Here is a 19,056-nt window from a genome sequence, read left to right on the forward strand (position 1 = left end):
TCATCCGTCGTCCGACCGGTTCGCGATCCGGGTCGCGACCTCGCGCGCGGCGGCGACGCGGTCGTCGGCGTCCGGGTCACCGGTACCGTCGACCTCCGCGAGCAGCGTTCGGATCTCGTCGGCTCGCCTGGCGACGGTCGCGTCGTCGAGGCCGCCGTCGGCGATCTCCGCGGCCAGCGCCTGTGCCTCCCCGAGTCGCCAGCCGGCCTCGCGCTCCACGGGTAGCTCCTCGGTGGCCGCGAGGTGCTCGTACAGCGCCGCGGCCGGGTCGAACTCGTCGCTCACGGTTCCGTCACTGTCACGTCACTCGTCGTGGATGAACACGAGCCGCTTCGTCTCGGTGTTACACAGGCAGAGGTCGATCCCGTCGCGGGTCGCGCCGATCTGCTGCCAGCCGTGGTCGCTGACGAACAGCGTCTGGAACACGCCGCGGTCGCAGTCCGGATTCGGGCAGCCGACGCCGGCGGCGTTCTTGTAAACGGTCGTCCCCCCGCCGGAGCTCTGGCGCACTAACCCGTCGCGCAGCGAGCGAAACTCCTCGGCAGACATCGGTCCGTCCGTGTCCTCGTCTCCCATGTCTTGACGTTCGCGGGCCACGATATATAAACCGGCGGTCCGTGACAACCGATAACATGGCCGGCGCGCCGGTCGCTCGGGGAGTCGAAGGGATTCGCAAGCCGATCAGCCTCGCGGGTCAGTCGGACTCGCTGTTTGATCAGTCGGACTCGCTCTTTACGGCGTCCGCGTACGCGTCCGCGAGCCGGGTCGGCTCGGGGAGCTTGTACCCCGCGCACAGCGCGTCGACGAGTTCGACGGTCGTCTCGGCCGAGACCCGGTGTCCGGAGCTCACGTACAGGGGATTCACGCGGCGGCTGTTCGGGTACTGCCGCGACTGAAATGCGTGACCGATAACGGGGGCGACGTCGCCCGCGTCGGCGCCCCTCTCGATCGTCTCCACCGAGTCGTCCGCGCGGATCGGCGTCCGCCACCCCTCGGGCCGCTCCTCGGTCGTCGATTCGGGCTCGCCGCACAGCAGGCGCTTCGCGACGCCGACGCTCGGGACGTCGAGCAGGACGCCGACGTGGGTCGCGATGCCGGCCTCCCGGAAGTGGATCCGGCCGGAGCCGTCGCAGACCAACAGGTCCGGCTCGGCGTCTAACGCGTCGAGCGCGGCCAGCATCGGCTCCCCCTCGCGAAACGCGAGGAGACCCGGAACGTACGGGATCGAGAGCGGCGTGGTCGCGCTCGCGTACTCGATCACGGCGCCGTCACGGATCGCGACCGCGGCCGAGACCGCTCTGTCCTCGCCGTCGTCCGGGGTCAGGAACGCCTGATCGACGCCGACGACGACCGGCGCGTCGGGATCGCCGGCGTCTCGGTGCGTACCCGGGAGCGACTCCTGGCGCGCGTCCGGAAGCCCCTCGGTCAGATCCGCGGGCTCGTCGATCGCGACCGCGGTCGGGTCGATGCCGTGGTCGTCCGCGAACGTCGCCGTCGCGGCCAGGTCGCGCTGGAGCGACTCCATCTCGGCCCGGGAGAGCGCGGGGTCCGGGAGGAACTCAGGGCGCGCGACGGCGTCGGGATCGACCGGCGACCGCTCCGGTGGGGCCATTTAAAATCGCCCGCCGGGACCGCCCGGACCACCGGGACCGCGCGGGCCGCGCACGCCTCCCATGTTCGTCCCGCCGGGACCGCCCGCGGACCGCGCGAGGCTCTCGTTGCGCTTCCCGAACGCGAGGCCGATCGCGAACCCGATCAGGTGCGCGAGGTGCGCGATGCCGCCGACGCCGCCCGTGCCGCTCTGGATCACGAGCACCGCCGAAATCAGGGCGATCCCCCACGTGAGGTACTTGATTTTCATCGGGATGACGAAGAAGAGGAGCACCTGCATGTTCGGCCGCCACACGGTGAGCACGCCTAAGATTGCGAAGCCGGCGCCGCTGGCCCCGAGCACGCCCGTCGTCGGCGCGCCGGTCGCGACCGCGAACAGGACGTGGCCGAGGCCGGCGAGGATCCCCGCGCCGAAGAAGAACGCCACGAAGCGGCGCGAGCCGACCGCGCGCTCGACGAGCGGGCCGAAGAACAGGATCACGATGCTGTTGCCGATGATGTGGAACAGCTGGAGTCGGGAGTGCGATAGCACGGACGTCACCCACGTCCAGACGCGGCCGATCGCGTCCGACCGGAGGACGAAGATCTGACTGTGGGCGGCGTCGCCGAGGGTGAGCGTCACGACCCACTGCGCGAGGAAGGTGATCCACATCGCCGCCAACAGGGCGTACGTGGCGTTGCCCCGAAAGTAGCTCACCAGGCCGCCGGTGCTCGTCTCGCGGTCGATGCGGCGCTTGACGCGGTCCGCGACGCCCGCGGACTCGCCGCCGGAGGCGCTCGATCCGCCGGCCTCGACGCTCTCGTCGAAGCCGCTGTCGAACACCCCGCCCGGGTCGTTCCACTCGGAGAGGCCCGGACAGTTGTGGTTCTCCGGCAGACGGTGTTCGGCGCAGAACGTCTGTCCGCACCGCTTACACTGATACGGGAGGTTCTCGTACTCCCCACACACGTCGCACGTCGCCATTACCTCTACTTACGGGGGCCTTCCTAAAGCGGTTTGGCTCTCAGACGTGGTGGGCGGGAAAACGATTCGTGAGCGGGACGGCTATTTATAAGAACGAGAACGAGTTTTACCCGATAACACCGACCTAGTACCGACTGTTTGTATATAAACCGTCGCTGACGCGGTGGACACTTCCAAAGCCCGAGCCGCTCGGCGATACGTCTTCGACGACCCCACACCAAACGCCTCCAAAGCCCCGGCCGCGAGGACTCGCGTGACTCGCTGTCGTTCGAAAGGCGCGGAGCGCCTTTCGTGATGTCGTCAGAACGCCCTGCGTTCTGACTGCCAGCCGGGAATCTCTGATTTCCGGCGATGACGAAACGGCTCCGCCGTTTCGAACCACGCGCTTCAGTCGCTCGCGGTGCTCGCTCCTTCCAGTGCTTGCGTCGTCAGGCGTCGTCCTCGCGACTGCCCGCTTGAGTCCCGCCCCGCACAGCACCGCACCTCACGCCTCCCCAGCCTCGTCGGTCGCCCATCGCTTCGCTCGGGCGACCGACTCCAGCGAGAGACCGGAGGTCTCTCTGGCAGCCGGTGGCGACGCCGCCGGCGACCTCGCGCGTGCGACTCGCGCCCGTCGGGCGCTCGCCGGCACGCGCCGCCGCTGGTTGGTTTATGAGTGATCTGTTTATGAGTGATCTACCCGTCCACGTCGTCGCCACGCAGTCCGTCGACGAGGCCGCGGAGCGTCGCGAGCGGGTACTGCCCGGGCGCGGTCGCGTTCGCGGGGTCGACGGGCGCGTAGCCGATCTTCGAGCCGTAGATCGGGGTGACGGCGCGGGTGTGACGGCCGGGCTCGCCCATGCACATCGTCGCGACGCGGTGGCCGGCCGCGGTCGCCTCGTGGGTCGCCTCGATCATCGCGAGCGCGTCCCGAGGGGCGGTCGCGGTCGTTGCCAGCTTCCCGACGTCGCCCTCGTTCGCCGCGTCACCGAGCAGGTCGACGAGCGCGGCCGGCTCCGGCGTCGACTCGAAGTCGTGGACGGAGACGACGACGCTGACCCCCTCCTGGCGGGCCGTGTCGCGAAGCGCGGTCGCGTGCGACTGCGCTCCCTGGGGCGCGTTCCCGCGGAGTGCCGCGAGCTCGACGTCGACCGCGGCGACCGCGTCGTCTCCGAGCGCGGTCGAGAGCTCGTCGTACCGTGCCACGTCCTCTGCCTCGCCGCCCTCCCACGACGCGCGGTTCGTGACGAGAAGCGGGAGCTCGCCGTCGTAGGCATCGAGCTGGACGAGCGGGGCGTCCGCGAGGTCCATCCGGAACTCCACGGCGTCGGCGTGCTCGCGGGCGCGCGGCTCCTCGGAGAGGTCGGCCGTGCTCGCGGTCAGGACGAACTCTTCGAACATACCAGGGCGTTCCGCGGCCGGGGACTTAGCTGTGTGCGTGCGCGTCGAGAACGGGCCGCAGAAACGGAGGACGCGAGAGCCTTACGCGACGAGGCCGTCCTCGGCCTCCAACAGCTCGTGGTACCGGTTCCGGATGGTGACCTCGCTGATGTCGGCGACCTCGCTGACGGCGGCCTGCGTCGTCTTCTCGTTGGTGAGGAGGGCGGCGGCGTAGACGGCGGCGGCCGCGAGGCCGACCGGCGACTTGCCGGAGTGGACGCCCTTCTCCTTGGCGTTGCGCAGGAGGCTCTTCGCGCGCATCTCGGACTCCTCGGAGAGCTCCAGGTCGGAGGCGAACCGGGGGACGTACTGCTCGGGGTCGGCGGGCTTCACTTCGAGCTTGAGCTCGCGGACGACGTAGCGGTACGTCCGGGCGATCTCGGCCTTCTCGACGCGGGAGACGTCGGCGATCTCGTCGAGGCTGCGCGGGACGCCGGCCATCCGGGCGGCGGCGTACACGCAGGAGGTGGAGACGCCCTCGATGGAGCGGCCGGGGAGCAGGTCCTCGTCGAGCGCGCGGCGGTAGATGACGGAGGCGGTCTCGCGGACGTTGTCCGGGAGCCCCTGCGCGCTGGCCATGCGGTCGATCTCGCCGAGCGCCTGCTTCAGGTTGCGCTCCTTCGAGTCGCGGGTGCGGAACCGCTCGTTCCACTTGCGGAGCCGCTGCATCTTCTGGCGCTGACGCGCGCCGAGCGACCGACCGTACGCGTCCTTGTCGCGCCAGTCGATGTTCGTCGAGAGCCCCTTGTCGTGCATCGTGTTGGTCGTCGGGGCGCCGACGCGGCTCTTCTCGTCCTTCTCGCGGGAGTCGAACGCGCGCCACTCCGGCCCGCGGTCCACCGAGTCGGCCTCCACGACGAGCCCGCAGTCGGCGCAGACGCTCTCGCCGTGCTCCTCGTCGTTGATGACGTTGCCGTCGCACTCCGGACAGCTCAGCGTCTCGTCGGTCTGTTCCGATTCCTTCTCGTCGGTCTCAGTTCGGGAGCGACTCCCCCGCGTGTGTAATCGTTCACTCATGGCTAAACTCTCTCTCGGTAACTGAACACGGTCCGAGAGCGATCTTGCCCGATAGACGGTAGAACCGAACTTAAAACGACCGGAACGTGTCGCCGGAAACCCGACGAAAGGACACGATCTATCACGTGTTTTCGAGGTGCGACACGACCGCCGATCCTGACCGACCGTCGGCCGACGCACCGCGGGCTTCGCACCGACCGAAACGCTTGGGCCGTCGGCGCCCCGAGTCGGCGACCATGACCGCGCCCCGCGTCGTCTCGCTGGCCCCGAGCGCGACCGCGACCGTGACCGCTCTCGGCGCCGCCGACGCGCTCGTCGGCGTCACCCACCACTGCGACCCGCCCGCGGATGCGGGGTCGGCGCACGGGAGGGAGTCCCCGCTCGCCGTCGGCGGGTGGCTGAACCCCGACCTCGACCGCGTCGCCGACCTCGATCCGGACGTCGTCCTCACGAGCGACGGGCTTCAGAGCGACCTCGCCGACGCGTGTCGCGAGCGCGGCTTCGACGTCCGCCACCGCGAGCCGGCGACGCTCGGAGAGGCGGTCGAGGCGTTCGCCGCCCGCGGCGCCGACGTGGGGCGGCCGGAGGCGGGAGAGCGGCTCGCCGCGGAGGCCCGCGGGCGGCTCGATCGAGTCGCCGAGGCGGTCGCGGACCGCCCCCGACCGACGGTGTACTGCGAGGAGTGGTCGGACCCGCCGATGGCCGCCGGCAACTGGGTGCCCGACGCCGTGCGCGCCGCGGGGGGCGGCTACCCGTTCGTCGACCCGGGCGAGCGCTCCCGCGAGGTCACTCTCGCGAGCGTCGAGGCGGCCGATCCCGACCACCTCGTCGTCCACGTCTGCGGGCACGGCGACCGGGTCGACCCCGCGAGCGTCGCGGAGCGCGACTGGACCGTCGACGCGCCCGTTCACGTGATCGACGACTCCCTCCTGAACCAGCCGAGCCCGGCGCTGATCGACGGCGTCGAGCGACTGGCCGAACTGTTCCACCCGGAGGCGTTCCCGGGGTCGACGTCGTAGCCGCGGCACCGACCCGCGGCGCCGACCCGACGGCTATTCGTACTCCGTCGCCCAACCGCCGGTATGCGAGTCGGCGTCGGCAGCGGCAACCCGGTGAAGCGGCGCGCGGTCGAACGGGTCCTCGAGTCGTCGCGGGGGCGGGACCTCGCCGCCGAGCGCTCCGCGGACCCGACGACCGTCGCGGTCGAGTCGGTCCCCGTTCCGTCCGGAGTGAGCGAGCAGCCGACCGGTCACGCAGAGACTATCGCCGGCGCGGAGAACCGCGCCGAGACGGTCCTCGACGCGGGCGGGTACGACCTCGGCGTCGGGATCGAGGGCGGCGTAGCGCGGTTCGACGGCGCCGAGGAGCTGTTCCTCGTCATGTGGGCGGCGATCGACGACGGGTCGCAGATGGGCCGCGGGAGCGGACCGAGCGTCGCGCTCCCCGCGGACGTTAGCGCGCGGATAGCCGGCGGCGAGGAGCTCGGTCCCGTGATGGACGACGTGCTCGACACGACCGGCGTCGCGAAACGCGGCGGCGCCGCCGGGGCGCTGACGGCCGGCCGGATCGACCGCGCCGACGCGTTGGCGACGGCGGTGGCGGGGGCGCTCGGCCCGTTCGTGTCCGACCTGTACTGAGTCGGCGACGGGTCTCGGTCCCGCGGCGTTCGGTTTTCGTACCGAAACCGGGGACCGGTCCGGTGGTCGACGGTCTTTTTTCGGGGACGAATCACCCGACTGCGGCGTGTTAACCGGGTCTACCAACCCGCTTATGGGCGGACGTCGCCTGTATCGGGTATGAGCACGGTCCAATCGGACGCCGTCGTCGTCGAACCCGCCGGCCTCTCCGCGAAGCAGGCGCGGATCCTGCGCTACCTGCGCGAGAACGCCGGCGACCGGACGTACTTCAAGTCGCGGCTGATCGCCGACGACCTCGACCTCTCCGCGAAGGAGGTCGGCGCGAACATGGGCGCCGTCGCCGAGGCGGCCGCCGACATCGATGTCGAGAAGTGGGGGTACTCCTCCGGCACGACGTGGATGGTGACGGAGTAGAGGCGGGAAGGGTCGGAGAATAGCATCGTCGGCTACGGTTGTCGGCTACAGCCCGTCGACTACGGGCAGTCGATTACGGGTCGTAAGCGACGATTTCGGCTGCGTCGTCGGCGAACGCGACGGCGTCGGCGTCGAACGAGTCGGCGTATCGGACCACGAGCGTGAGCAGCCGTTCCGGCTCGGTCAGCACGTAGCCGTCGGTCCGGTCGAGCAAGCCGGCGTCGTCGAGCGCGCCGGCCGCGGCGCTGATCGTCGGCCGCGACACGTCCAGCGCGGCCGCGAGCTCCGCTCCCGTCGCGTCCGGGTCGCGCAACAGCGCGAGCACCATCCCGCGGGGCGTGTCCCGTCGGAGGTACCCGAGCGCTCGCTTGTCGAGGTCGTCGAACCGACCCGACGGGAAGTACCGGCGGTAGTCGGCGTCCTTCGTCGACTCGATCTCGCCCGCCTCCTCCAGCTTCCGGAGGTGGTACTGCGCCTCGCCGGTCCCGAGCCTGAGGTCGTCGCGGAGCTTCGAGAAGTGGGCGCCGGGGGTCGTCGGCACGTAGCCGCGGATCGCCTCGCGGGTCTCGTTGGCGTCGTCGCCGCCGTCGGCGCTCGCGGTCCCGACGAAGGGCGCGGCGGCTCCGATGGCGGCGAACCGCCGGAGCGTCTCGCGCTTCCGTCCGTCGAACCCATCAGTCACGCGAGAGGATAGTCGGCCGCGCGACAAAAGCACTTCGTTCGGGGCAGCGTCAGAATATCCGGTCGTTCGGGCGGCGATACGGGAGATACGTATCGCTGGCGACGGCGGTATCGGCGTCGCGGCCGATAAGGATTTTCGAGGTGGAGCCCCCGACCTCAAGGAGCGAACGGAGTGAGCGAGTAGGTCGGGGAAGAAACCGATATGGTACGACACAACCGCCACACTGCGACCGACCGATTCCCGTGTCCATAAGTACCGTCGGGTACCCTCTGAAAACATGGATGTGCGTCGAACCGCCGTCGTGAAACTCGCCGTTTCCGACGAGCAACGCGACGCACTCCACCGAACCGCCGAGCAATACCTGTACTGCGCGAACCGAACCGCCGACTACTGTTGGTCCGACACCTCCTACACCGAGTGTAAGACCAACAAGCGAGAGGTTCGTGACGCGCTCTATTCCGAACTTCGAGAGGAGACAGACCTACAGGCCCAACTTGTCCAAGCCGCTATCAAACGCGCTGTCGAAGCGGTCAAAGCGTGTGTCGAACGGTGGAAAAAGGGACAGCGCGTCTCTCAACCGACGTTCACCGCCGAAACGATGGACTACGACATCCGGAGCGCAACCTTCTACCGGAACAAGGTGTCGCTGGCAACTGTTGAGGGCCGAGTCGAACCGTCGTTTGTTCTCCCGGCAGACAGTCCGACGCCCTACGAGCGGTACGTACTCTCCGAGAACTACGAGTTCCGCGAGAGTACGCTTCGGTACGACACGGCCACTGACGAGTTCTATCTCAACATTTCGATGCGACGGACAGACGGTGATGGGGTTTCGGAAGATACCGGGCACTCCGACCAAACGGTCCTCGGTATCGACCTCGGCGTCAATAGCCTCGCCGTGTCCTCAACCGGCACGTTTTGGCAGGGGGACGACTACGACCACTGGTGTCGTGAGTTCGAGAAGCGACGTGGCGAGATGCAACGGCGCGGCACGCAGGCCGCACACAAGGCCCTGCTTCGCCTCGGGAAGCGTGAAGAAGCCTGGCGCAAACAGTATATCCACACGATCGCCAACGAACTCGTCTCGGAAGCCGTCGAACACGACTGCGACGTGATCGCGTTCGAAGACTTGAGCGACATTCGAGAACGACTTCCACAGGCAGAGTGGCACCACGTCTGGGCGTTCCGACGCTTGTTTGAGTACGTCTCCTACAAAGCCCCTAAACAGAGTGTCTCCGTGGAACAGGTCGAGCCGAGCCACACATCCCAACGCTGTTCTCGGACGGACTGTGGGTTCACGCACGAGAATAACCGCCATGGAGAACAGTTTGAATGCCAGAAGTGTGGGTATGAGGTGAACGCGGATTACAACGGCGCAAAGAATATCGGGCTACGGCACGCTCGAAAGCGGACACACAGACTCCGTTCCTCGCCCAAGTCGGGGAGCGGAGACGCACAAGTAGACGTGCGTGTGAATGGTGGGACGTTGAACGGTGAGAGTCACCAGCCTATTGCTGGCGACTGATTGCCGGGAGTCTACATCAAAGCCTCATCACCAGAAATCTCTGATTTCTGGTTAGCAGTCAGAACGCGGCACGTTCTGACGACACCCTCAAGGACCGAGGCGCGGAGCGCCGAGGGAGTAGGGTGGGGTAGTTTACGTCTCGCGCTCGACCTCTTCGTCGACTGGCTCCTCGTCCATCTCCTGAATGACCTCGTCCGCGGACTTGATGTCCGCGCCGGCGCCGCCGGCCTTGACCGCTTCGGCCTCCTTCTCCAGCTCCTCGACGTCCATCTCGGCGGACTCCTCGATCTGCCCGAGGATCTCGTCGATGTCGTCGAGCCCGAGCATCTTGCGGGTGTCGTCGTCGAACTCCTGTCCCTCGAGCCCCTCCATGTCCTGAACGTCGGAGCCGGAGAGCGCCTTGCCGTAGCGGCCGACGAGGCTGGTGAGCTCCTGCGGGAGGACGAACGTCGTCGATTCGCCCTTGCCGATCTCCTCGAGCGTCTCCATCCCGCGCTCGATGATGGCGCGCTCGCCCATCGACTCCGCGGACCGCGCCCGGAGGACCGTCGAGATCGCGTCCCCCTGCGCCTCGAGGATCTGGCTCTGCTTTTCCCCCTGCGCCCGGATGATGTTCGACTGCTTGTCACCCTCGGCCTGCTCGACCGCCGAGCGGCGTTCCCCCTGCGCCTCGAGGATCATCGCGCGGCGGCGGCGCTCGGCGGAGGTCTGCTGCTCCATCGCCTGCTGGACGTCCTTCGAGGGGTTGACCTCGCGGACCTCGACGCTCTCGACGCGGATCCCCCACTCGTCGGTCGGCTCGTCCAGCTCCTTCCGGATCTTCGCGTTGATCTCCTGGCGCTTGTTCAGCGTGTCGTCGAGCTCCATGTCGCCGAGGACGGCGCGGAGCGTGGTCTGCGCGAGGTTCGAGACCGCCTTCTTGTAGTCGTCCACCTCGAGGAACGCCTTCTTCGCGTCCATCACCTTGATGTAGACGACCGCGTCCGCCGTCACCGGCGAGTTGTCCCGCGTGATCGCCTCCTGGCGGGGAACGTCAAGCGTCTGCGTCCGCATGTCGAACGCGTACGTCCGGGAGACGAACGGCGGGATGAGGTTGATACCCGGTTCCAGCAGCTTCCGGTACTCGCCGAACACCGTGAGCGTCTTCTTCTCGTAGGCGTCGACGATCTCGAACGACTGCCAGAGCGTGATGACCACCAGCAACAAGAAGAGTAGGCCGATGCTCACCAGGCCGAAGCCGAAACCGGATTGGAGGGGAGTCGGATCCATACCCCGAACTTAGGCCATCCCGTTCTTAATACTTCGCCCACGTGAGGGCTCGTTCCGCCGATTCTGGCGCGAGTCGCGGCCGCGGGTCACGCCCCGTCCGCCTCGAACCGCTCCGCGACGGCGTCGAGGGTCGCCCGCACCTGCCGCTCGTTGAACCGCCGGACCACGGGCTCTCCGAGGGCGGTCAGCGCGTTCTCCGGGAGGTCGTACTCCGCCGCGTACGTCAGTCTCGTCCCGCCGTCCGTCGGCTCGAACGTCAGGTCGATCGCGCCCGTCAGCCGACCGCGGAGCTCGAATGTCATTCGCTCGGTCGGTTCGTGGACCGTCTGGACGATCTCCCCGTCGATTCCGAGGCCCGCCATCCGGTAGGTGTACGCCAGACGCTTCCCGCCGTTCGGGAGCCGCTCGACGTCCCTGACGGCTTCGAGGCGGGGCGTGACGGCGGCGTGGTTGCGCGGGTCGTCGAGGAAGTCGAAGACGGACTGCGGGTCGGCGTCGATATCGGCGGAGTCGCGTGCGCTGAACATGGAGCGAACCGGTGTTCAGTTCCGCGAGCGCGGGTCGACGTACGCCTCGACGAGCTTGCGCTCGGCCGCCCGGAGGTGCTGGTGGAACGTCTGTCGGGTGATCCCCATCCGCTCGGCGATCTCGGAGCCGTCGACCGGGCGGGGCCACTCGAAGTACCCGTTCAGCTCGGCCGTCTTCAGCGCCGACCGCTGGCGGTCGGTGAGGCGGTCGTCGACGGCCGCCGCGAACTCCGTCAGGCTCCGGTCGCGACTCTCGCGCTCGACGCGGGAGCGGAGCTCGACGCTCTCGTACTCCGCGCGGAACACGTCGAGCATCCCGCGTACGTCCTGCTCGGGCGGCGCCTCGATGGTGATGCTCGCGCTCGTCGCGTCGGCGGTGGCCTCGACGACGACGCCGCCGTACTCCGCGAGCCGCGTCAGCGGCGGCGACTGGGTGGCGGTCACGGCGATCGTGACGTCGCCGTTCGTCTCCGAAACCAGCCGGGCCGACTCGACGAACGGAAGCGCCTCGACCTCGCTCACGTCCTCGGTCGGGTCCGACGCCCTGAGGTACAGCTCGCAGGCGTCGTCGTCGAGGCGCGTGGTGCCGAGGTGTTCGATCTCCCCGCCGAGCGCGGCGGCGACCCGCGAGAGCGAGAACGAGGGGTCCCCGATCGCGACCCGGAGCTCCACGACGCGGTCGGTCGTGAGGATGCGGGTCGTCTCCACCGAGTGGAGCCCGTTGGCGATCATCTTCCCGACCGACTCGCACACCTTCCGCTCGCGCCGGTCGAGGGCGTTCCCCTCGCTGCTGTAGATGCCGAGGAGGCCGTACCGCCGGTGGCCGTACGTGATCGGGACGACGAGGAGACGGGGCGCGCCGACCGCGCTCGGTGCGAGCCGGCCGTCCGAGCCGCTCCCGGCGGCCCGCCCGTGGACCTCCTCGGTCTCGATCGCCTCTCTGACTTCCGGCGGCGTCTCGTCGAGGGAGAACGACGCTCCCGCCTCGAGCGAGATCCCGCTCGCCGCGGTCACGTCCAGCCGCCCCGTCGCCGACGAGACCTCCGCGATCCAGCCGCCCATGTATCCCGGCTCGTCGGCGATCTCCTCGCAGACGCGCTCGGCGATCGTCTCCGAGTCCCGGCTCTCGACGAGTATCCTGCTGATTTCGCTGAGCAGTCCGTTCACCCGGCCGAGGACACGGTCGAGGGCCTGTCGCTCCGTGGCGAGCTTCTCCGCGCGCTCCTCCGCGAGCTGCTCCGCGCGCTTGCGGTCGGTGACGTCGTTCTGGAACCCGACGTAGTGGGCCAGGTCGCCGTCGGCGTCGTACACCGGGGCGACCGTCAGCTCGTTCCAGAAGGGGGTTCCGTCCCGTCGGTAGTTCCGGATCTCGACGGTGATCTGCTCCTCCGCCGAGATCGCGCTCGAGAGCCGTTCGACCGTCTCGGGGTCCGTCCCGGGACCCTGTAGGAAGCGGGGGTTCCGACCGATGGCCTCCTCGGTCGGATACCCCGTGTGATCTTCCCACGCGTCGTTGACGTACACGAGCGGGTAGTCGGGCAGTTCGGGGTCGCTGAGACTGACCCCGACGGGCGCCTCGCTCACTGCGCGGCTGACCTCCTCCACGCTGGGCTCGTGCCCCGAGACGTCCTGCTTGGCGCCCGGCGCGCCCTCCGCGGAGCAGACCGTCGAGACGTCGGTCACCAGGCGATCGATCGACGCGGAGCCGTTCTTGTGGAGGAACTCGTCGACGCCGCTCTCGAAGGCGGCCTCCAACACCTCCTCGTCCTCCACCGCGGAGAACATCACGACCGGAATCCGAGCGTCGGACTCCTCGATCGCCTCCGCCAGCGCGAGACCGTCGTCGCCCGGCAGGGAGTACTCGCTCACGATGCAGTCGTACTCGCCAGTGGTCACCTTCGCCACCGCGGCGGTGGCGTTGTTGACCGTCGTAACGTCGAACCCCGCGGCGCCGAGCGCCGACGTGATTCGATCGCTCCCCTCCTCCGGATGGACCAAAAGGGCCCGAGAACCCGGCATAGGATGCCTTTCGTCGGCCGAGGAATTAAGGTTTGATACCGGCGAAGGATGACCGGGTTACTTAAAAGACTCCATAATTTCGGCGTGCACACAACACGCTCGGACCCGTACATGCGGACATGTCCACGCGAGCCGTGAGCCGCGCCCGTCGCCGACTTTTCGGAGAACCGGAACGGACCGCTATCGACGCCTCGCGCGCCGCGCTACTGGTCCTCACCGTCGCGTTCGCCGGCGTGTACGCGACCGGCACCGAACCGAGCCTCCGGACGCAGATGCTCGTGTACCTCGTCGGGATGGTCGCGCTGAACCTCCCGCACGGCGGGTACGAGCACTTCTCGAACCTCCGGCGCCGCGGGCTCCCCTTCGGCGCGCGCTACGTGGGGCTGTACCTCGCGTTCGTCGTCGGCTTCGTGGGGGTGTTCGTCGTCGCCCCGATGCCGGCGCTCGCGCTCGCGTTCGGCACGGCGGTCGCGAAGGGGGGGAACGGCGACCTCCACGTGATGGACGCGCTCGTCGGCACCGACCACCTCGTCTCGCGGCCGCAGCGCGCGCTCGCCGCCCTCGTCCGCGGCGGCGCCGTGATGATCGTCCCGGCCGTCGCGTGGACGGAGACGTTCTACGGCTTCACCGGCTACATGCTGAACGTGTTCGACGGGTCGCTCGTCGGTCCCGCAGCGAGCTCGCCGGAGGCGTTCACCACGGCGCTGGGCGCGGCCTACGGGCTCGGCGTCCTCCTCCACCTCGGCGGCGGGCTCGCGACGGGCGGGGGCGTCACGCGGTCGTGGGTGCTCGACGCCGCCGAGACGCTGCTGCTCGTCGGCTACTTCGTCTTCGTGCCCGTGGTGATCGCCATCGGGCTCTACTTCCCGCTGTGGTACTCGCTGCGGCAGTCCGCCCGGAGCATGGTCGTCGAGGAGGCGCGGCCGAGTCGGACCGAAGGCGTCTCCGTCGTGATGGCGTGGGGCGTGCTCGTGGTCGGCGCGCTCGTGACCGCATCGGTCGCGAGCGCGCTGTGGCTGGTCGCGCCGAACCCGCTCGCCGGCGGCTCGCTGCTGCCGGGGGCGGTCGCCTTCTACACGATCTTCGTCTGCATCATCGCGCTCCCGCACGTCGTCGTCGGCGAGTGGCTCGACTTCGGACGGGGGATCTGGTACGTTCCCTGAGCCGACGGCCGCACGCGTCTCGACCGGCCGCGGCCCGGCGTCTGCGGCCCGGTCGCTCGACAGATAACAAGCACTAAAACCCGGCTCGTCGACCGATCCGGTATGCGTTTCCGGTTCGTCGAGCGGCTCGGGCTCGCGGACGCGGTGACGGTGGCGAACGCGGCCGTCGGCTTCCTCGCCGTCGTCGCGGCGGCCGTCGACCTCGAGCTCGCCGCCCGGCTGGTGCTGCTCGCCGCCGTCGCCGACGGGCTCGACGGGGTGGTCGCGAGACACCGCGGCTCGACCGACGCGGGGCCGTACCTCGACTCGCTGGCCGACGTGGCCTCGTTCGGCGTCGCGCCGGCGACCCTCGTCGCGGTCGTCGTCCTCGACGCGGCGTCGTTCGCGAGCGACCCCGTCTTCGTCGCCGTCGGCGTCGGCGCCGGCGCCCTGTTCGTCGCGACGGCGGTCGCCCGGCTCGGGCTGTACACCGCGTACGACAGCGACGCCCGCGAGACGGTCGGCGTGCCGACCACGCTGGCGGCGACGATCCTCGCGGCGGCGGTGATCGCCGGCTACACCGACCCGAGCGTCCTGATCGCGGCGACCGCCGCGTTCGCGCTCCTCATGGGGACGACGGTCACGTACCCGGACCTCCACGCGCAGGACGCGCTCGTGATGGGCGTCGTGCAGGCCGCCGTCATCCTCACTCCGGCCGGACACATGTTGACCGACGCTCTCCCGGCGTGGATCGGCGAGGGATTCGCGTTCGCGCTCCTCTTCCTGGCGTGCGGCTACCTCCTCCTCGGCCCGCGGTTCTACTGGGGCGACGGGATCCGATCACCCCCCGACGACGCGGACGAACGCGGGGTCTGACCCGCGGCGGGCCGCGAGATCGCCGGGGCGGATGCCCGACGACGCGGAGTGCGTACCGAGCCGGCGGCTCGGCGAACGCGGATCGGGGAACGGAAAAACGGCGTCGAGGCGTCGGCGTCGGAGCGGCTTACAACAGGTCGTCGAAGTCCTTGTGTCGGGTGATGTCGACGCCGTCCTCGGTAACGACGGCGACGTTGATGCCGTTGCCGGACGCGAGGTCGCGCTCGACGGCGGACTGGATCGCCTTCGCGGCGATGGTCTTCGCCTCGTCGACGGTGACGTCGTCGTGGTACTCCTGTTCGAGGACACCGAGGGCGTACTGGGAGCCGGAGCCGGTGACGGTGTACTCCTCCTCGGTGGTGCCGCCGAGGGCGTCGATGGAGTAGATGTGGGCGCCCTCGTCGTCGACGCCGCCGAGGATCGGCTGGACGATGAAGAACGCGCCCGTCCGGAGGAGGTTCCCGGTGAGCGTCGACAGCGCCTCCATCGACATGTCCTGGCCGCGACGGGTCTCGTAGAGGCTCGTCTCGGCCTTGAGCGTGGAGATGAGGTTCTGTGCGGCGGAGACGGAGCCGGCGATCGTGAGGGCGCCGCGGGGGTGGATCTCCTCGACCTTCTGGACGTCCTTCGAGGAGACCATGCCGCCGAGGGAGGCGCGCATGTCGGTCGCCATCACGACGCCGTCCGCGGTCCTGATGCCGACGGTCGTCGTTCCGGTCTTCATCTCGCCCTCGCCGTCGGCCTGCGCCGCGCGGCGCTCGCTGTGTTCGAACTCGCCGAGCTCGGGTCCGAAGACGGGCTGGTCGCGGCCCAGCTCGTCGGCCGTCCCCTCGGAGAGGTCGCCAGTCGGTGTTCGCATTACGCCTTCGTTGGCCCGGCGCGCAGATAAAGGCAACCCTTCGGGGACCGCCCGCCGGTTCCGACGGGCATATTCGTCGCGGGCCGTCGCGGCCCGCGCGTCGCAGTCGAGTCGGTCGATCGTCGCGACGAGGCCACGGCTCCGCGGAACGTGAGACGGAGAGCGAGCGGGGACGAACGGGCGGCCGAACCGACGCGAGCGCCGTCGCTCGGCGATGGGAACGGACGGTCCGGGTCGAAAACGGTCGCCTACTCCTCGACGCGCTCGTACACCTCGCCGGTGGTCTCAACGAGTCGGCCGACGGGGACGTTGATACCGAGGCGCGTGCGGGCGAAGACGGCCACCGGGAACAGCGAGATACCAATCGCGACGGTCGCCTGGTGGATCCCGAAGATGGCCGCCGAGCGGATGCGGTCGAACATGGGTCTTCGAACGACCGGAACGGAGTTGTATATAAATACTTTCCGGCGCGTGCTCACCGGCTACCCCGACGCAGTCATACGTTTTCGTATCATAGATTAACGATTATGAAATATAATCGGCGGACTGTCACGATCGGCATATCCACGGCGGTGTGAACCCCGCTCGTTTCCATAAGTTACGAGTAACCATCGCACCTCGTGCGCCTCGCATCCGGGGGGCGAAGGGGTCCCCGCGACCGTCGTCGAGACGCGGCGGCGGACCCCGTTCCGGCCGCGGACCGAACGGGATTTATCCGGGGCGTCGCGTACGGAGAGACGTGCAGAACGTTACGGACCGGACGCGCAACCCCTTCGGGATGCGCCCGGACTGCCGGTCGTTCGTCCCCGGTTACGGCGACGCCAACGCCGACTTCCACGTCGTCGGCGACCACCCTGACATCCACGGCGGCGTCGAGACGGGAATCCCGTTCACCGGCGAGCCGTGGTCGCCGGCGTTCCTCTCGGCGCTGACCGAGGGGGGACTGCTCGCGGGGATCGCCGAGGGCGCGGCGCCGGACGGTACGAGCGGGACCGATGGGACCGCGCCGGCGACGAGCGACGAAGCCGCGCCGGCGACGAGTAACGAGATCGCGGCGAACGGGGGGCGATCGGACGGAGACGCGGAGTTCGAACCGCTCCGCACCGAGCGCACGTACTTCTCGTACCTCCACATGTGCGTGCCCGACGGCGAGCCGACCGAAGCGTCGTACGACGACATGGAGCGCTTCTTCGACGCCGAACTCCGCGCGATAGCCGCGCACGTCCTCCTCCCGGTCGGCGCCCGGGCGACCGCACACGTCCTCGAGCAGTACACGGCGCGGGCGTGGAAGACCGAGATCGACATGGACGCGCTCCACGGCGAGGAGCTCCTCGGCTCCGGGTGGCTCGTCCTCCCGGTCAAGGACCCGGCCGAGTGGGCGGCGGGCGACGCCGAACGGCTCGTCGACGCCCTCCGGGAGCTGCGGTCGACGGACTTCCGTCGCGAGAGCGACCTCGGACGCTTCATCGCGGGGAGCGACCCGTACCTCGTTCGGTGAGCGAGTCGCGCCGACCCAGGCGGAGTCGATCGGATCGCGCGTCGGCCGTCGGACCGCGCGTCAACCGTCGGATCGCGCGTCGACCGTCGGCCGGATACGCGTGCGGTTTCGGCCCTCCTCCGACGTGTGGATCGGCACATCCGAATAGAGAGCGGCGATTCGGTGCCCGATCGTCAGCTATACCTCTACCGCGCCAGCCATATTTGTCACTACTCCCCGAATTTTATACCGGTCCCCGTTATTCGTCACCAGACGCCCGAACGATCGGGCGTCGGCCGTAGGACTGGTACTCCATACGGCGGCTTGGTCAGCAGCGGCCCTCACGGGCCGTTTTCCGACGAAATAACTCAGTCGCGGAGCGCCCGCGCCGTCGAGTCGTCCCGTTAGCGACGACGCGAGCGGCGTCAGTCGCCCGGCAACAGGTCCTCGAGGTACCGGCCGACGTGGTCGTCCATGCGCCGCTTGAACCCGGCCCGCCGGGCGAGGCGGTCGAGTTCCCGAGAGACGTAGGTCCCGTACTGGACCGCCTTCTTGTCGGCCGTCCGGACCGACTCCGGCACGCGTCCGGCCGCCGCCCGACGGAGCGCGACCTTCCGTTCCCCGTCGCTCGCGAGCAGTTCGCCCGGCAGCGCGAGGGCGGCCGAGACGACGCGGTCGTCGAGCAGCGGCGCGACCGGTTCGACCCCCGCCGCGCGGAGCGCGAGCACGTCGCGTTCGAGCTGGGCCGGTAGCGTCCGGACGGTCTCGGTCCGGGCGCCACGGACTGTGTCCGCGTCGACGCGGTCGTCCGTCGCCGGCTCGACGACCTTGCTGTAGCCGCCGAACAGCTCGTCCGCGCCCTGCCCGACCGCGAGCCGATCGACCCCGTCGGCCGCGGCCGCCTCGGCCGCGAGGTACAGCGGCACCGCGATCGCGAGGTCCATCGGGTTGCGACGTCCCGTGACGCCGGCGACCGCCCGGACGGCGCGCAGTAGCTCCTCGTGCGTGATTTCCACGACGCGGAGCTCGCGGTCCATCGCCGCGGCCGCCTCGCGTGCGGCCGCGACGTCGTGACACCCCTCGAAGCCGGCGACGTAGCAGGGCGCGTCCGGGGCGCCGGCCGCGACAAGCCCGGAGTCGACGCCGCCGGAAAAGGCGACGGCGAGCCGGCCGGGTCCGTCGGGTCCGCCGGACTCGTCCGCGAGCCCGCCGAGCGCGTCGTCGACCGCAGCGTCGACGGCCGCCTGCGCGGCCTCCGGTTCGGCCGGCGGTCCGACGGGGAGCGTCCAGACGCGGTCGACCCCGCTCGCGGACGCGACGCTCCCCGCCGGGACCCGCTCCGGGTCGTCGAGGGCGGCCCGGTCGAAGCTCCACGCGTCCGGGTCGGTCGGCGCGCGATCGGTCGCGGCGGCCGAGTCGCCCCCGATCGCCTCGCGCTCGGCGAACAGCGGCTGGCGTCCGAGGACGTCGCGGACGAGGACCGGGCCGTCGCGGTCGGGCGGGTCGGCGAGGCGGCCCGCGAACCCGCGCCCGCCGGGGAGGGGATCGCCGTCGCGGAGGGCGTCGCGAACGCGGTCGGGCGACGTCCCGCGCAGGTCGGCGGAGGGGAGTTCTGCCATCG

At 69.5% G+C, this 19,056-nt stretch carries 20 protein-coding genes; 7 read left to right on the forward strand and 13 right to left on the reverse strand.

Going from position 1 to position 19,056, the window contains the following annotated elements; translation table 11 throughout:
* The 6 genes from DJ81_RS15150 to DJ81_RS15175 form a co-directional block, all read right to left on the reverse strand.
* Complete coding sequence (locus DJ81_RS15150) at window positions 1-285, reverse strand: hypothetical protein (RefSeq protein ID WP_094590406.1); 285 nt, start codon at window positions 283-285, stop codon at window positions 1-3.
* 18 nt (window positions 286-303) lie between these two features.
* A complete protein-coding gene (locus tag DJ81_RS15155; RefSeq protein WP_049906210.1) occupies window positions 304-576 on the reverse strand; it encodes a hypothetical protein in 273 nt (90 codons plus the stop codon).
* Between the two features lie 139 nt (window positions 577-715).
* On the reverse strand, window positions 716-1,612 hold the full coding sequence (locus DJ81_RS15160) for an endonuclease V (protein ID WP_094590408.1): 897 nt from the start codon (window positions 1,610-1,612) through the stop codon (window positions 716-718).
* Window positions 1,613-2,575: a rhomboid family intramembrane serine protease gene (locus tag DJ81_RS15165; RefSeq protein ID WP_094526676.1), complete on the reverse strand. Its 963-nt coding sequence runs from the start codon at window positions 2,573-2,575 to the stop codon at window positions 1,613-1,615. It lies immediately after the preceding gene.
* A gap of 675 nt (window positions 2,576-3,250) precedes the next feature.
* A complete protein-coding gene (locus DJ81_RS15170; protein ID WP_094590410.1) occupies window positions 3,251-3,955 on the reverse strand; it encodes a type I 3-dehydroquinate dehydratase in 705 nt (234 codons plus the stop codon).
* Window positions 3,956-4,036: 81 nt separating this feature from the next.
* Window positions 4,037-5,011, reverse strand: coding sequence for a transcription initiation factor IIB family protein (locus DJ81_RS15175; RefSeq protein ID WP_012659836.1), 975 nt, complete (start codon window positions 5,009-5,011; stop codon window positions 4,037-4,039).
* A 236-nt stretch (window positions 5,012-5,247) separates the two neighbouring features.
* Between DJ81_RS15175 and DJ81_RS15180 the strand changes: the two genes are divergently transcribed.
* From DJ81_RS15180 to DJ81_RS15190, 3 genes are all read left to right on the forward strand, one after another.
* On the forward strand, window positions 5,248-6,030 hold the full coding sequence (locus tag DJ81_RS15180) for a cobalamin-binding protein (protein ID WP_094590412.1): 783 nt from the start codon (window positions 5,248-5,250) through the stop codon (window positions 6,028-6,030).
* A 63-nt stretch (window positions 6,031-6,093) separates the two neighbouring features.
* Window positions 6,094-6,648 carry a DUF84 family protein gene (locus DJ81_RS15185; RefSeq protein WP_094590414.1) on the forward strand — a complete coding sequence of 185 codons (555 nt, stop codon included), beginning with the start codon at window positions 6,094-6,096 and terminating at the stop codon, window positions 6,646-6,648.
* Window positions 6,649-6,807: 159 nt separating this feature from the next.
* The gene (locus DJ81_RS15190) at window positions 6,808-7,062 is read left to right on the forward strand and encodes a hypothetical protein (protein ID WP_094525324.1); all 255 of its coding nucleotides are present in this window, start codon (window positions 6,808-6,810) and stop codon (window positions 7,060-7,062) included.
* A 73-nt stretch (window positions 7,063-7,135) separates the two neighbouring features.
* Here DJ81_RS15190 and DJ81_RS15195 read toward each other — a convergent pair whose 3' ends face one another.
* Window positions 7,136-7,744 carry a MarR family transcriptional regulator gene (locus DJ81_RS15195; protein ID WP_094526680.1) on the reverse strand — a complete coding sequence of 203 codons (609 nt, stop codon included), beginning with the start codon at window positions 7,742-7,744 and terminating at the stop codon, window positions 7,136-7,138.
* A 277-nt stretch (window positions 7,745-8,021) separates the two neighbouring features.
* Here DJ81_RS15195 and DJ81_RS15200 point away from each other — a divergent pair, with 277 nt between their 5' ends.
* Complete coding sequence (locus DJ81_RS15200; RefSeq protein ID WP_094590416.1) at window positions 8,022-9,266, forward strand: RNA-guided endonuclease TnpB family protein; 1,245 nt, start codon at window positions 8,022-8,024, stop codon at window positions 9,264-9,266.
* Between the two features lie 132 nt (window positions 9,267-9,398).
* Here DJ81_RS15200 and DJ81_RS15205 read toward each other — a convergent pair whose 3' ends face one another.
* From DJ81_RS15205 to DJ81_RS15215, 3 genes are all read right to left on the reverse strand, one after another.
* On the reverse strand, window positions 9,399-10,535 hold the full coding sequence (locus DJ81_RS15205; protein WP_094526682.1) for an SPFH domain-containing protein: 1,137 nt from the start codon (window positions 10,533-10,535) through the stop codon (window positions 9,399-9,401).
* Window positions 10,536-10,621: 86 nt separating this feature from the next.
* Entirely contained in the window at window positions 10,622-11,062 is a 441-nt protein-coding gene (locus DJ81_RS15210; RefSeq protein WP_094524789.1) for an SRPBCC family protein, read from the reverse strand.
* A 15-nt stretch (window positions 11,063-11,077) separates the two neighbouring features.
* Window positions 11,078-13,081 carry a bacterio-opsin activator domain-containing protein gene (locus tag DJ81_RS15215; protein ID WP_094524790.1) on the reverse strand — a complete coding sequence of 668 codons (2,004 nt, stop codon included), beginning with the start codon at window positions 13,079-13,081 and terminating at the stop codon, window positions 11,078-11,080.
* Window positions 13,082-13,200: 119 nt separating this feature from the next.
* Between DJ81_RS15215 and DJ81_RS15220 the strand changes: the two genes are divergently transcribed.
* The gene (locus tag DJ81_RS15220) at window positions 13,201-14,244 is read left to right on the forward strand and encodes a Brp/Blh family beta-carotene 15,15'-dioxygenase (RefSeq protein WP_094590418.1); all 1,044 of its coding nucleotides are present in this window, start codon (window positions 13,201-13,203) and stop codon (window positions 14,242-14,244) included.
* 102 nt (window positions 14,245-14,346) lie between these two features.
* A complete protein-coding gene (locus DJ81_RS15225; protein WP_094524792.1) occupies window positions 14,347-15,099 on the forward strand; it encodes a protein sorting system archaetidylserine synthase in 753 nt (250 codons plus the stop codon).
* A gap of 127 nt (window positions 15,100-15,226) precedes the next feature.
* Here DJ81_RS15225 and psmB read toward each other — a convergent pair whose 3' ends face one another.
* Window positions 15,227-15,958: an archaeal proteasome endopeptidase complex subunit beta gene (psmB, locus tag DJ81_RS15230; protein ID WP_094524793.1), complete on the reverse strand. Its 732-nt coding sequence runs from the start codon at window positions 15,956-15,958 to the stop codon at window positions 15,227-15,229.
* Between the two features lie 248 nt (window positions 15,959-16,206).
* Window positions 16,207-16,380 carry a hypothetical protein gene (locus tag DJ81_RS19350; protein ID WP_170938344.1) on the reverse strand — a complete coding sequence of 58 codons (174 nt, stop codon included), beginning with the start codon at window positions 16,378-16,380 and terminating at the stop codon, window positions 16,207-16,209.
* Between the two features lie 317 nt (window positions 16,381-16,697).
* Between DJ81_RS19350 and DJ81_RS15235 the strand changes: the two genes are divergently transcribed.
* Window positions 16,698-17,456 (forward strand): uracil-DNA glycosylase family protein, encoded by a 759-nt coding sequence (locus DJ81_RS15235; protein ID WP_094590420.1) that lies wholly within the window; start codon window positions 16,698-16,700, stop codon window positions 17,454-17,456.
* A gap of 404 nt (window positions 17,457-17,860) precedes the next feature.
* Here DJ81_RS15235 and DJ81_RS15240 read toward each other — a convergent pair whose 3' ends face one another.
* A complete protein-coding gene (locus DJ81_RS15240; RefSeq protein WP_094590422.1) occupies window positions 17,861-19,054 on the reverse strand; it encodes an asparagine synthase C-terminal domain-containing protein in 1,194 nt (397 codons plus the stop codon).
* Between the last annotated feature and the right edge of the window lie 2 nt (window positions 19,055-19,056).

The sequence above is a fragment of the Halorubrum sp. Hd13 genome, assembly GCF_002252755.1.
GTDB lineage: Archaea > Halobacteriota > Halobacteria > Halobacteriales > Haloferacaceae > Halorubrum.

What these genes read in the sequence shown, in the direction of transcription:
- DJ81_RS15155 (WP_049906210.1), bottom strand. Translation starts at nt 576, where the DNA reads ATGGGAGACGAGGACACGGACGGACCGATGTCTGCCGAGGAGTTTCGC.
- DJ81_RS15160 (WP_094590408.1), bottom strand. Translation starts at nt 1,612, where the DNA reads ATGGCCCCACCGGAGCGGTCGCCGGTCGATCCCGACGCCGTCGCGCGC.
- DJ81_RS15165 (WP_094526676.1), bottom strand. Translation starts at nt 2,575, where the DNA reads ATGGCGACGTGCGACGTGTGTGGGGAGTACGAGAACCTCCCGTATCAG.
- DJ81_RS15170 (WP_094590410.1), bottom strand. Translation starts at nt 3,955, where the DNA reads ATGTTCGAAGAGTTCGTCCTGACCGCGAGCACGGCCGACCTCTCCGAG.
- DJ81_RS15175 (WP_012659836.1), bottom strand. Translation starts at nt 5,011, where the DNA reads ATGAGTGAACGATTACACACGCGGGGGAGTCGCTCCCGAACTGAGACC.
- DJ81_RS15180 (WP_094590412.1), top strand. Translation starts at nt 5,248, where the DNA reads ATGACCGCGCCCCGCGTCGTCTCGCTGGCCCCGAGCGCGACCGCGACC.
- DJ81_RS15185 (WP_094590414.1), top strand. Translation starts at nt 6,094, where the DNA reads ATGCGAGTCGGCGTCGGCAGCGGCAACCCGGTGAAGCGGCGCGCGGTC.
- DJ81_RS15190 (WP_094525324.1), top strand. Translation starts at nt 6,808, where the DNA reads ATGAGCACGGTCCAATCGGACGCCGTCGTCGTCGAACCCGCCGGCCTC.
- DJ81_RS15200 (WP_094590416.1), top strand. Translation starts at nt 8,022, where the DNA reads ATGGATGTGCGTCGAACCGCCGTCGTGAAACTCGCCGTTTCCGACGAG.
- DJ81_RS15205 (WP_094526682.1), bottom strand. Translation starts at nt 10,535, where the DNA reads ATGGATCCGACTCCCCTCCAATCCGGTTTCGGCTTCGGCCTGGTGAGC.
- DJ81_RS15210 (WP_094524789.1), bottom strand. Translation starts at nt 11,062, where the DNA reads ATGTTCAGCGCACGCGACTCCGCCGATATCGACGCCGACCCGCAGTCC.
- DJ81_RS15215 (WP_094524790.1), bottom strand. Translation starts at nt 13,081, where the DNA reads ATGCCGGGTTCTCGGGCCCTTTTGGTCCATCCGGAGGAGGGGAGCGAT.
- DJ81_RS15220 (WP_094590418.1), top strand. Translation starts at nt 13,201, where the DNA reads ATGTCCACGCGAGCCGTGAGCCGCGCCCGTCGCCGACTTTTCGGAGAA.
- DJ81_RS15225 (WP_094524792.1), top strand. Translation starts at nt 14,347, where the DNA reads ATGCGTTTCCGGTTCGTCGAGCGGCTCGGGCTCGCGGACGCGGTGACG.
- psmB (WP_094524793.1), bottom strand. Translation starts at nt 15,958, where the DNA reads ATGCGAACACCGACTGGCGACCTCTCCGAGGGGACGGCCGACGAGCTG.
- DJ81_RS19350 (WP_170938344.1), bottom strand. Translation starts at nt 16,380, where the DNA reads ATGTTCGACCGCATCCGCTCGGCGGCCATCTTCGGGATCCACCAGGCG.
- DJ81_RS15240 (WP_094590422.1), bottom strand. Translation starts at nt 19,054, where the DNA reads ATGGCAGAACTCCCCTCCGCCGACCTGCGCGGGACGTCGCCCGACCGC.